Raw genomic sequence first — 12,515 nt, forward strand, 5'->3', positions numbered from 1 at the left:
TTATTGTGTCAGGAGGACATCTTGTGTTTAACAACAAGGAAATTTTCAAATCTACGTTTAAAGAACAGTTGGTTAGTCGTTTAGGGAAAACGATAGAAGAAGCTACGGCAGGTGATATTTACAAAATTCTAGGTACCCTCATTCGTGAGTTTATCGGGCGGGAATGGGCAGAAACGAATCAATCGTACATGGAACAACAGGAGAAACAGGTTTATTACTTCTCGATGGAGTTTCTGATCGGCCGATTGCTGGGAAACAATTTATTGAACTTGGGCATGCTCGAAACTGTTCGTGGTGGCTTGCAGGAGTTAGGGTGGAATCTGGAGGAGATTGAGGAGCAGGAGCCAGATGCCGGTCTTGGTAACGGCGGGTTAGGACGGCTTGCTGCATGTTTCCTAGACTCCTTGGCTTCTCTAGGTTATGCAGGACATGGTTGTGGAATCCGTTATAAATACGGTCTGTTCGAGCAAAAGATCATCGATGGCCATCAGGTAGAGCTGCCGGATGATTGGCTTCAGAAGAGCAATGTTTGGGAGGAACGCCGGGCAGATAAAAAGGTTGAGGTTCGTTTTTGGGGTCAGATTGAAGTTGGGGAAGAAAATGGCCGAACTCAGTTTAACACGGTCAATTACGAAAAAGTTTGGGCTGTACCCTATGACGTTCCAGTGATCGGATATGGTGATCCTCATGTGAATACCCTTCGTCTGTGGAGTGCGGAGTCGGCGAATGATCCGTCTCAGATGAGGCTTCAAGGTCAGAACAGCTATTATAAATTTTTAGAGTATAATCGTTCGGTAGAATCGATCTCTGAATTTCTGTACCCGGATGACTCCGGATATGAAGGTAAGCTTCTTCGCCTGAAACAACAGTATTTCTTATGTTCGGCGGGACTGCAAAGTGTACTTCGAACGTTCGATAAATTAGAACTTCCTTATAGCGAGTTGCCGGAGAAGGTAGCTGTCCATATTAATGATACACATCCAACCCTCGTCATCCCTGAGCTGATGAGATTATTGATTGATGATAAAGGATTTGGGTGGGATGAAGCGTGGGATCTAACAACACGGACAGTATCTTATACCAACCATACGCTGCTCAGCGAGGCATTGGAGAAGTGGCCTAGCAAAATGGTTCGTGAGCTGTTGCCAAGAGTGTACATGATCATCGAAGAGATCAATAAACGTTTTTGTGGAATGCTGCTCGAACGCTTTCCAGGTCAGCAGGGCCTCGTTTCTCAAGTGGCTATCATCGAGAGTGATCAGGTGAAGATGGCTCATCTGGCGATCGTCGGCAGCTACAGTGTAAACGGTGTCGCTGCATTGCATACTGAGTTGCTGAAGACCAATGTGATGAAGCCATTTTATGATCTTTTTCCTGAACGTTTTAATAATAAGACGAATGGTATTACCCATCGCCGCTGGTTGATGCATGCCAATCCCGAGCTTAGCAATGTAATTAGTGAGACGATTGGAACCATATGGATTAAACGCCCGCATCAACTGCTTAGGCTGGAGTCATTCAAAGATGATTCGGCACTTCGTGATAAAATCATGAGTATTAAACGTGCTAACAAGCTGCGTCTTGCCGCCTATATTGAACAGAAACAAGGGGTAAGGGTGGATCCAGATTCGATTTTCGATGTTCAGGTGAAACGACTACATGGATACAAGCGACAGTTGATGAACATTTTGCATGTAATGCACTTATACAATGAGATCAAGGATAACCCATCAGCTGACCGAGTACCACGGACGTTCATATTTGGTGCAAAAGCGGCGCCTGGTTACTATCTGGCGAAGAGCATCATAAAACTGATTAATGTGGTCGCAGACGTAGTGAACAAAGATCCCCAGGTAAGCAGCAAGTTGAAAGTGCTGTTTCTTGAGAACTATTCGGTCTCTTTAGCAGAGAAGATTATTCCGGCTGCCGATGTGAGTGAGCAGATTTCCACGGCCAGTAAGGAAGCTTCAGGTACCGGAAACATGAAATTTATGCTGAACGGAGCGCTTACGATCGGAACGCTTGACGGAGCGAATGTAGAGATGTATGAGATGTTAGGGGATGATAACATGTTCCTTTTCGGATTAAGATCCGAAGAGGTACTTGATTATTACAGAAGCGGAGGATATGTGGCAAGAGAAGTATACGAGCAAGATCCGCGAATTAAACGTGTGATGGATCAATTGGTGTCCCCCGGACCGTTTTGCAGCAACGAACGGGAGCTAAATTTGATCTATCAGTCTATTTTGGAGCATAATGACGAATTTTTTGTGCTTCGGGATTTTGGAAGCTACGCAGAAGCGCATGCAGCTATTGATCAGGCTTATATGAACCCGCAGAATTGGGCATCGAAATCCATTGTGAATATCGCTCATGCTGGGTATTTCTCCAGTGATTGCACCATTAATCGTTATGCGGCAGACATTTGGGATATAAGGCCAGTTCATCCCACCCTTTATGTTTAGGAATAAGATTGGTTCATCGGTAGCCCTTCAGGGCTGCCGGTTTTTTGTATGTTCTGATTTCAAGCTAGCTGTGAATCTTTGCTTTACCCCCTAATGTGGATATTATAAAAAGAGTAGGAAAGTGTTATAATAACTTTTAAATAACAATTAGCTAATGAACGGATGAAGAAAATTATGAGCCATAAAGTTACGATGCAACATATCGCTGATGCGGTAGGTGTTTCTAAATATGTCGTCTCCAAATCGTTATCGGGTAAAGAAGGGGTAAACGCGGCTACGAGGGAAAGAGTTCGGCAAGCAGCGATTAAGATGGGATACCGGTTCAATCCTCGTGTAGTAAAGGTTGGTGAAGACGAATCTGACGGAGCAACAGGTCTTGTTCAGACGATCGTAGTTCTGCTTCCGAATATCAGTTATCAATTTAAGGACTCACTCTACTGGGGTCGGATTGTTGACGGGATTACCCAAGAACTCGAGTCGCTTGACTTGAAGGGAGTCGTTGTTACAGATCAGACGGCAGACAGTTTTTTGTCCATTGTAAACCGGGATACAATTCAAGGCTTTATTGGGGTAGGAGAAGTTTCGTCTCAAGTTATTGAAGAGATCAGCAGGCTGCGAGTTCCGATTGTGCTGGTCGACTCTGGAAATCCACTTATTGAGGCCATTCGGTTGTTTTCTAACAATAAAGAATGTGTATACCAACTGAGTCAACATCTGCTGTCATTGAATCATCGAAAGATTCGGTTTGTGGGTAACGTGAATTATTCGCAGAGCTTCATGAGCAGATGGACAGGTTATAAAGATGCGATGGAAGAACATGGCCTGCCTGTTGATCGACAAGATCCGCTTTGTCATTTGAAAGGGGACGACCGGGCAGAGTTTACTGAAGAGATTAGGATGATTTTGCAGGAGTGCTGCAATAATAGTGAGCTGCCTACAGCACTTGTATGTGCAAATGATTCAATTGCTATTAGTGCCATGAGAGCGTTGTCGGATTTGAAGCTTGAAGTTCCTGGCGATATCTCGGTGACTGGTTTTGATAATATCGAAGACGCGTATCATACGACCCCTGGCTTGACTACTGTAAATGTAGAAAAAGAGATCATTGGTAGGAGAGCGGTACAACTTATGCTTCACAGTATAAAGCATTCTGATTTTCCGAAAGAGACCGTTTATATACCAGCTTCGATCATTCATCGTGAGTCCGTCTCCGCCTACAAGGGAAAAATGTGAATGAGGTTGAGAGACGCTACGGGTACAAATCATTCCTCCCATCGCTCTTGTGCTCTAATTTCTTGAACAAGTTTTGTTAATGGTGAAATTAGAGCACAAAGGCATCTGCTTCCGAAGTGAGCTTTCCTTTGGAAAGCTTTTAGGCGACCGCTGCCGCTTGTACGGAAACGCTTTGTCCCCTCCACTGCTTCGTGCTGACACATTTAAGAACACAAAGAAACCGCCAAGAATATATCCCGGAAAATTATCTTTCTCACCTCGCCGGGCTTTCCATCCAAAATTTGCTGTGGAAATAGAATAAGGAGCTGTCCCTTAGTAGAAAAAATCTACTTATGGGACAGCTCCTTTTTAATTTCTCAGAGGTTATTTTCCTCCACTGTTGTTCCGGTCACTTCAATTTCACGCTCTGCTTGTTTGCGGTGAGCTATTCTGCTGCTCGCCGCTGCTGCGACAGCTCCTACAATGTCATCCAGGAAAGTATGGATATTTCCACTCGATTTGTCATTCAACCGCTCTAGGATCCCCGGCTTAAGTTTATCGATATATCCATAATTCGTAAAACCGATGCTTCCATAAACGTTGACGATGGAGAAGGCAAGGATTTCATCTACGCCGTATAATCCTTCGTCATTGGCTAACATGTCCTGAAGAGGAGAGAGGAGCTTTCCTTCTTCCGCCAATATATCTAACTGAATGCCTGTCAGCACGGCGTTTTGAACTTCCCGTTTGCTGAGTACTGCCTCGGCATTTTCAATACACTCTTCCATGGTCAGGTTCGGATAATATTTCTTCTGGAGCACCATGACCAATTCTGCAATCTCTGGAATGGTAACTCCTCGTTCGTGAAGCAGACTTTTAGTCGCTTCTGCGACCTTTTTGCTGTTAAGGCTGTAAGGTATTTTTGCGTCGGCCATAATCTCACCTCGTCTAATTAGTGGTAGTAATGGGTCCATACATCAAGATTGTACTTTTTTGCCGCCCTCTTTGTCCAGAAACCGGAAAATGAAGGGGCATGTTTTGGAAAAGGGCTCGTATACATAAGAGTACAACCTGTACAAAATGTAGGGAGGAACAATACATGCCAAGTAAACGTTATATTCGAGGGCTCTCAGCAGCCGGACTTCTTGCTGTTCCGATCATGCTGTCCGGCTGCGGCCCATTTGGCGGTAAAGAATCGGAGTCCATTGATCCGCCGCCAGCCCAAGTGGAGTCTCAAATGCTGAATACCGCCACAGGCATTTCGTTACAAGGACAGCTAGGTGTACAGACAACCGTATATCTAGCTGATCAGAATGGAATGCTCGCTCCTGTTACTCTTGGTATACCCAAAGTAGAAGGAAAAGACCCTATTTACGGTGCATTGGAAGCATTGGTTGAGGGCGGATCTTATTCCGGGTATATTCCTGCAGGATTTAGAGGCGTGCTTCCTGCGGGAACACAGGTTAAGCTAACGGTCGATAAAGAAAATAAACTTGCTGTGGTGGAGTTCAACAAATCCTTTGGCGAATATAAAGCTCAGGATGAACGCAAAATTTTGGAGGCTCTGACTTGGACGTTAACGGGATACGAGGGGATAGACAAAGTGCAGTTGTGGATGGAAGGCGCGTTGTTGAACGAAATGCCTGTTAACCAAACGCCTCTAGATCGTCCGCTAGCACGGACCATGGGGATCAATCTCCAAAAAGCGGATGATACACAGTATTCACAGTCTTCATCTGTAACGGTTTATTTCTCAGGTTTATCTCCATCTGGTATTCAGTACTATGTGCCGGTAACACGTCTTGTCGCTTCGGGTCAGGATTCGGTTAAGGCAGCACTGAATGAGCTCATTCGCGGTCCGCAGCATGGAGACGGACTTGAACAGGTCATGACAAGTGAAACGTCGGTTGCTTCGGTTGATAAGAATGAAGACGGATCGCTTACAGTTTCTTTAAATGAAAGTATGTTTGAGCAAGGGGATGAGATTCCTTCTGAAATGCTGCAAGCTGTTGTACTTACGGTTGCTGAAAATTCGGATAACGTCAAGGTAAAGATACACATGAATGATCTTACGGAAGTTAAGGGAGATGACGGGCAGAATTACAGTGAACCTGTCAGCAGGCCAGAGCATATTAATGAGATTCCTATATAAGAGTCGGGCGAGCTGAAAGAGTGCTTTTATGCCTGTACTTTGGTAGAATAGGGGTTGCTAATTAGGACGCGATAAGAAGTAGGAGGCAGAAAACATGAGATCTAACGGACGTAAGAGCGATGAGCTTCGCCCGATGAATTTATCGACCCATGTGAATAAATATGCGGAAGGCTCCGTGTACATCGAAATGGGAGAAACCAAGGTGCTGATTACAGCTACTGTGGACGAGAAAGTTCCCCCATTTCTGAAAGGACAAGGAAAGGGCTGGGTAACAGCGGAGTATTCCATGCTGCCGCGGGCAACACAATCCCGTAATCAGCGGGAAGCGAACCGAGGAAAACTCAGCGGCCGGACGATGGAAATTCAACGGCTGATTGGTAGAGCGCTTAGGTCTGTTGTGAATCTGCATGCGTTGGGTGAACGTACGATCACGCTCGATTGTGATGTCATTCAAGCGGACGGCGGGACCCGAACAACCTCAATCACTGGTGCATTTGTGGCAATGGCCATTGCAGTAAATAAAATTGCAGAACAGCATAAGCTGGCTGTATTTCCGATTACCGATTATTTGGCATCTACAAGTGTGGGAGTAGCTGGTGGGCAGGTACTTCTCGACTTAAACTATGAAGAAGATTCCAAGGCTAAAGTGGATATGAACTTAGTGATGACGGGCAGCGGTAAATTTGTTGAAGTTCAGGGTACTGGTGAAGACAGTCCGTTTTCGCGCGAAGAACTGGATCAGATTCTGGAACTCGGTGAACAAGGAATCCGTGAGCTGATACTCCGTCAGCAAGAGGCTCTTGGTCCGATTGCAGCCAAAATCGGCACAGTCAGCACGAGAAGTGGAGTGTAGTTCATGAAGCTGGAAAAAGATATCATCATCGTTGCAACACGTAATAAAGGAAAAGTGATGGAATTCTCTCATGCCTTTGAGCCATTTGGCAAAAAGGTAGTAAGTATGTTTGATTATCCGGATCTCCCGGATGTGATTGAAGACGGTGAGACCTTTTTCGAGAATGCGTTTAAAAAAGCAAAGACCATTGGAGACGCAATCGGCTTACCTGTTCTTGCTGACGATTCTGGTCTATGTGTAGAGGCATTAAATGGACAGCCTGGCGTATATTCTGCCCGGTATGCCGGTGAGCATGGTGCGGACCAGGATAATAATCTGAAGCTTCTGGCTGAGCTTGAGAAGCAGCGGCTTGGTGAAGATACAGAGCAGCCGCTTCTGAGTCCAGCGCAGTTCGTTTGTGTATTGGTGTTGTATGACCCGGTAACGGGGCAACATATTGAAGCCAGAGGGACGGTTGATGGATGGATAACTTCACAGCCTTCTGGAAATAAAGGCTTTGGTTATGATCCGCTCTTTTATCTTCCACATTTAGAGAAGACTATGGCGGATCTGACTATGGATGAGAAACAGGCGATCAGTCACCGTGGTCATGCACTTCGTCAACTTGCAGAGAAACTTCAGCAATAGTAATATCAACGAAATGAATCCAACGGATCGGGTTGAAGCCCGCATTCCGTACATAGAAGAAACAGGATGTTTCCCGATTTTTTGATGAGAACGGGAGATGTTCTGTTTTTTTTATTTACAAAATTCAGTTAAAATGACGTGGTTATTTTTGGTATTTATAATATAATTATAATGAAACGTAGTTTCATTGTGTGAAATACGAAGAGAGGGGAGGTTTTAAGATGAGTTATTCATTTACTGGGATTGATCATATTCAATTAGCAGCTCCTGCAGGATGTGAAGAGGAAGCAAGGCACTTTTTTACAGGATTGTTAGGCTGGCCAGAAATCGATAAGCCCGAACCCCTGAAAAAACGCGGCGGTGTCTGGTTTGAGTGTGGTACACATCAGGTTCATATTGGAGTACAACAGGACTTTACGCCTGCTACGAAGGCTCATCCGGCGTTTCACGTTGTTCATCTCGATGAATTGAGAGATTACTTGCTGATCCATGATGTCCCGGTCATTAATGACGATGTACGAAAGGATGAAGGAGTGAAACGCTTCTATTTAAAGGATCCATTTGGAAATCGTCTTGAATTTCTGGAGTGGTTATAAAAAATGAGCTGGCTCTAAATATAAATGCCGTATCCATGGAGCACATGGATACGGCAATTTTTTTGATTGATTATAAGAAATCATTGTTCACCGGATAGCTACATTATATTCTTTCAGCCAGTAATTCACCTGAGATAAATACGCAAAGAGCTGTGGCCCTGACATCAGCTGGCCGAACCAAGGCAGGTTAGAGGATGCCTCGGGAGAAGAGGCAAGTTCCCGGATTCTTTTGGTATCCACAAGCGGTAAGAGTGGAGATGAAGGCTCATCCAGAATCGAAAGCACCTGCTGTTTCACGGCTGCCAGGTAGTTGGGATTATGTGTTTTTGGATAAGGGCTCTTTTTACGATAAAGTACATCATTCGGAAGGACTCCTTCAAGTGCTTTACGAAGAATACCTTTTTCGCGGTCTCCTGTTGATTTGATACTCCATGGAATATTCCACACATAGTCAATCAGGCGGTGATCTGTATAAGGAACGCGTACTTCCAACCCAACGCCCATGCTCATACGGTCCTTACGATCTAACAGCGTTGGCATGAAACGGGTGATATTCAGATAGGACATGATTCGCATTTTTGCTTGCTGACCGGTTTCTTCTCTCAATAGCGGAACCTCTGCAACTGCATCACTATATCGGTCTCCCAAATATTCGAGAGGAGAAATCCACTCTTTTATTTCAGCAGAGAGCAGTCCTGCGCGCATATCCGGAGCAACAGACCAAGGGAAGGTTCCTGAATTCAGCATATCCTCTCTGTGAAACCAAGGATATCCGCCGAATATTTCATCCGCGGCTTCACCAGATATGGCCACAGTCGCCCCTTTTTTAATCTCCTGACAAAACAGGAGCAAGGAAGCATCGACATCGGCCATTCCCGGAAGATCTCGTTTTTGGGTGGATAATTCAAGAGCCTCAATCAGCTCAGGTGTATCGAATTCAATCCAGTGATGTTCCGTTCCTAGTTCTTCATACATTCGTTTAATCCAAGGTGCATCAGATCCAGGCTGGAAGGAATGGGACTGAAAATGCCTGTTATTATCTACATAATCTACAGAATACGTATGAATCTGCCCTTGGCCAGTCTGTTTGTAATAATCAACAGCAATGGCAGATAAGGCGCTTGAATCCAGTCCTCCGGATAGCAGGGAGCAGACTGGAACATCGGATACCAGCTGTCTTTCGACGGTATCAAATAGCAGCTCTCGAAGATGAGCTGCTGTTTGCTCTACATCATCTTCATGCGGCCTACTTGTTAGTTTCCAATACGTATAAGATCGAAGTCCTCCCCGATTAAATATCATGGCATGACCAGGCTTTAACTCAGATATATCTCGATACACACCGTGTCCAGGTGTTCTTGCAGGACCTAAGATAAACACTTCTGCTAAACCTTCCGGTCCAACCACAGGTTCTACTTTAGGATGTTGGAGCAGCGCTTTCGGTTCAGATCCAAAGATAAGTGTTCCGTCGATGTAACTGTAGAACAGAGGTTTAACCCCGACTCTGTCTCTGGCTAAAAATACTTGTTCTCTGACACTATCCCAAATGGCAAACGCAAATATTCCATTTAATCGATCCAAGCAATCGGGTCCCCATTCGATATAGGAGACGAGCAGAACTTCAGTATCGCATTTTGTTTTGAAACGGTGTCCTCTTTGAACCAGTTCGTCTTTCAGTTCAGCGGCATTATATAACTCCCCATTATATACAATTGCGTAAATATCTTCTTCCTTGTGAACAATCATGGGTTGGGCACCATTCTCAGGGTCGATAACACTGAGCCGCCGATGTCCAAATGCACACGGATTGGAGATCCATGTACCTGAGCCGTCAGGACCGCGGTGTGCAATGCTCTCAGTCATTCGAACCAGCAGCTGTGAGTCCTGGGTTAAGTCGCCACTCCACTGTATAAAACCGGTTATTCCGCACATGACGGATCATCCTCTCTTTTGTCTTTGTCATACGATGACCTACTTTTTGTTTCTAATCGCCAAAGTCATAAAGATATATGCCGAAGCAAGGCATAAAATGTCTGTCCTTTAACGAAAACTATGAAGGAGGACGAATCCAAAGCGAAGGGGTGAGAGCGACATGGACAAGTCGACGTATTACGTCTCCGTCCAGAGCCGCTCGGTTTTAACAGAGCAGGGAGCAAGCTCATATGAATGGGAGATTGAGGCGACACCAGAGGAAGCGGATCAGGTACGTATTGAACTGGATTTAATGCAGGAAAAAGAAGAGGAAGCCTTCCCTGGTTACGTTTTTCCATGGCCTGATACGCCAGAGCAGAGTACGAATGCGTTATTTCAGGATGCATTGGATCATGTGTATATGACGATTTATCGTTTGGGAACACCAGAAACCAAATCTCAAATGCAGCAGCTGCGGCTACTTTCCCATTTCACAGATCATTGAGAGGAGAATTGAAAAATGTACTCTATTAAGGATGCTAAGATCCGCCGCATGACGGAGGTGAATGGCACACCTTGTGCAGAGGTTGAGGTATACCCCTCTTCTGGAACAGACAAGGTGGTTCTAGCCTATCTGGCACCATCGGCACGGCTGGGAGGTTATGAACTGGTTAAGGTTGTCCGAAGTGATGCCTCCTTAGAGCAGGACTGGTTCGATAACAGTATGCATAATGCTTATGAGGATGCTACAGATATCGCTTTTGTAAACAATGCAATAGGCACCGCGGAAGAGGAACGTGAGCAGTTTAAACAGCAACTATTATCCACCGGTACACTAACTCAACAATTGAATGAGCGCTTTTAAAGTTAAGTGGAGATATAGCATGGATTCATGAGGAGACCAGACCTAAAATAGGCATGGTCTCTTTTTTGTTGATTTCTGTCACATGATATCAGTTTTTGATTACATTTATCTGCAAATCGATAAGGAAAGATAGGAACTTCAGTTGCTCTTTTATATACAAAATTAGGTGTCACGTACCAGTTATGTACTTTTATGTGAATGTTTTGGAAATGGGACTTCGCCTCTATATGCTTGACGATCTCGTATCCCTATAATGATGGATTAGTGCAATAGTATATTAACCAATACTTCTTGAGGAGAGATGAGATTTGAACAAGCGCTTTATTCAAACAATCGGGGCAGGTATGCTGGCGGTGGTTTTGGCTTTTGGATCTATACAGCCATCCGCTAGTGCTGAGGAAGTTAACGCTATTACCGTAATCGAATCAACACAGGAATTGGTCAATGGAAAAATGACCGTTAGTTTTGATGTTCGTAACGGTGGAAGCGGCACACAAGCTGGATTTGTGGTGGTAGGTTACGATGAGAATGGCAAAGCAATTGAAGTAATAGGGGACTCCGCATATCTCATGAGTAATGAGATAGAAACCTTCGAAGTAGCTTTAGAAAGCGGGAGTAAGATCAAAGAGGTAAAGGTACTTCCAGCAGCAGCTGCAGGCAGCCAAGCGGTGCTTTTAGAATCGGGTACCCGCACAGAGAAGGACGGTATCCTGGTATCTGGTGCTGTTCAGAATGCAACTGAGGGCAGACAGGTGGGGATGCTTGCCGTAGGTTATGATGCTAATGGTAAGGCTATAGAAGTTAAATCAGCAAGCAGTTATCAAATAGGTGGCGAGGTTGCTACATATGAGATACAGTTGAAAGCTGTAAACCAGATTAAAAGTGTCAAGGTAACAGTTATTGATTCGAAAGAGGATGCTGTAAAGCTTCTCCAAACAGGAAGCCGAGTGGAGAATGGAAAACTAATTATTACAGGAACCATTCATAATCGCAACGAAGGCGGCAGAGTGGGAGTCATTATAGTGGGCAGTAACTCAAGTGGGAAAGTGCTTGAAGTTAATACGACCACAGGTTATTTGATAGGCAATGAAATTGCCAACTTTGAGGCTAAACTTGAGTCTGGAAAAGCTATTAGCGGCGTGAAGGTATTTTTAACGGGGAGCAGTCAGACACCTAAGATTATTGCTGAGGGGAGAACCCGGATCAACAACAAGCTAGTTGTTACCATTGGGATAGAGAACGGCGTTAAGAGTCAGCGGATCACTGTGAAATCCACTGCATATGATGCGAAAGGACGCTCCCTTGGATCGGATACGGATAAGGTGTATATGCTTGCTAATGAGACAACAACGCTGCGAATCGATTATGACAGCCGTGTAAGCAGTGTGAAATTGAAATATTATGATGAAGCTGGAAAAGAGATTGGTGCAGAACCAATTCGTATTAAAATAAACGGTCAATTGCAGTCCTACGCCCAAGCGCCAGTTATGGTAAATGGCAATATCCTTGTTCCGATGCGCCCGATTTTTGAGTCACTGCAAGCTCCTGTCAAATGGGATCAGAAAACACAGACGGTCACTTCTACTAAGGGATCGACCAATATAAAGTTGAAGATGGGTTCTAAGCAAGCGGTAGTCAATGGCAAAACGGTAACTCTTGACATCGCACCACGCTCGGTGAGAGGGACGACGATGGTGCCGCTTCGTTTTGTAGCTGACGCTCTCGGCAGCGAGGTTAAGTGGGATAAGAACGAACAGATGGTATTGATTACGACGAAGTAAAAGAGAAATGGGGGCGTCATACAGGTTATTCAACCTTAAGACGCCCCCATTAT

The 12,515-nt window shown here is 44.8% G+C and carries 11 protein-coding genes; 9 read left to right on the plus strand and 2 right to left on the minus strand.

Annotated elements, in window-relative coordinates:
• Positions 1-23 precede the first annotated feature (23 nt).
• Together ACFQV5_RS03795 and ACFQV5_RS03800 are read left to right on the plus strand one after the other, a co-directional pair.
• On the plus strand, positions 24-2,465 hold the full coding sequence (locus tag ACFQV5_RS03795) for a glycogen/starch/alpha-glucan phosphorylase (protein WP_379243816.1): 2,442 nt from the start codon (positions 24-26) through the stop codon (positions 2,463-2,465).
• A gap of 174 nt (positions 2,466-2,639) precedes the next feature.
• Positions 2,640-3,698 (plus strand): LacI family DNA-binding transcriptional regulator, encoded by a 1,059-nt coding sequence (locus tag ACFQV5_RS03800; RefSeq protein WP_379243818.1) that lies wholly within the window; start codon positions 2,640-2,642, stop codon positions 3,696-3,698.
• Positions 3,699-4,054: 356 nt separating this feature from the next.
• Here the strand turns inward: ACFQV5_RS03800 and ACFQV5_RS03805 are convergent, their stop codons facing one another.
• A complete protein-coding gene (locus ACFQV5_RS03805) occupies positions 4,055-4,612 on the minus strand; it encodes a phosphatidylglycerophosphatase A family protein (RefSeq protein ID WP_379243821.1) in 558 nt (185 codons plus the stop codon).
• Between the two features lie 164 nt (positions 4,613-4,776).
• Between ACFQV5_RS03805 and ACFQV5_RS03810 the strand changes: the two genes are divergently transcribed.
• The 4 genes from ACFQV5_RS03810 (at position 4,777) to ACFQV5_RS03825 (ending at position 7,905) form a co-directional block, all read left to right on the plus strand.
• Positions 4,777-5,829, plus strand: coding sequence for a GerMN domain-containing protein (locus ACFQV5_RS03810; protein WP_379243823.1), 1,053 nt, complete (start codon positions 4,777-4,779; stop codon positions 5,827-5,829).
• A 94-nt stretch (positions 5,830-5,923) separates the two neighbouring features.
• On the plus strand, positions 5,924-6,682 hold the full coding sequence (rph, locus tag ACFQV5_RS03815) for a ribonuclease PH (protein WP_379243825.1): 759 nt from the start codon (positions 5,924-5,926) through the stop codon (positions 6,680-6,682).
• A gap of 3 nt (positions 6,683-6,685) precedes the next feature.
• Positions 6,686-7,309 carry an XTP/dITP diphosphatase gene (locus ACFQV5_RS03820; protein ID WP_379243827.1) on the plus strand — a complete coding sequence of 208 codons (624 nt, stop codon included), beginning with the start codon at positions 6,686-6,688 and terminating at the stop codon, positions 7,307-7,309.
• Between the two features lie 221 nt (positions 7,310-7,530).
• The gene (locus ACFQV5_RS03825) at positions 7,531-7,905 is read left to right on the plus strand and encodes a VOC family protein (RefSeq protein ID WP_379243829.1); all 375 of its coding nucleotides are present in this window, start codon (positions 7,531-7,533) and stop codon (positions 7,903-7,905) included.
• Between the two features lie 87 nt (positions 7,906-7,992).
• Here the strand turns inward: ACFQV5_RS03825 and asnB are convergent, their stop codons facing one another.
• The gene (gene asnB / locus ACFQV5_RS03830; protein ID WP_379243831.1) at positions 7,993-9,837 is read right to left on the minus strand and encodes an asparagine synthase (glutamine-hydrolyzing); all 1,845 of its coding nucleotides are present in this window, start codon (positions 9,835-9,837) and stop codon (positions 7,993-7,995) included.
• 160 nt (positions 9,838-9,997) lie between these two features.
• Here asnB and ACFQV5_RS03835 point away from each other — a divergent pair, with 160 nt between their 5' ends.
• From ACFQV5_RS03835 to ACFQV5_RS03845, 3 genes are all read left to right on the plus strand, one after another.
• On the plus strand, positions 9,998-10,321 hold the full coding sequence (locus ACFQV5_RS03835; protein ID WP_379243833.1) for a hypothetical protein: 324 nt from the start codon (positions 9,998-10,000) through the stop codon (positions 10,319-10,321).
• 15 nt (positions 10,322-10,336) lie between these two features.
• Positions 10,337-10,681: a hypothetical protein gene (locus tag ACFQV5_RS03840; RefSeq protein ID WP_379243835.1), complete on the plus strand. Its 345-nt coding sequence runs from the start codon at positions 10,337-10,339 to the stop codon at positions 10,679-10,681.
• Between the two features lie 308 nt (positions 10,682-10,989).
• Positions 10,990-12,462: a copper amine oxidase N-terminal domain-containing protein gene (locus ACFQV5_RS03845; RefSeq protein WP_379243837.1), complete on the plus strand. Its 1,473-nt coding sequence runs from the start codon at positions 10,990-10,992 to the stop codon at positions 12,460-12,462.
• The last annotated feature ends 53 nt before the right edge of the window (positions 12,463-12,515 follow it).

The organism is Paenibacillus sp. GCM10028914 (genome assembly GCF_042666275.1).
Taxonomy (GTDB): domain Bacteria; phylum Bacillota; class Bacilli; order Paenibacillales; family Paenibacillaceae; genus Paenibacillus_AQ.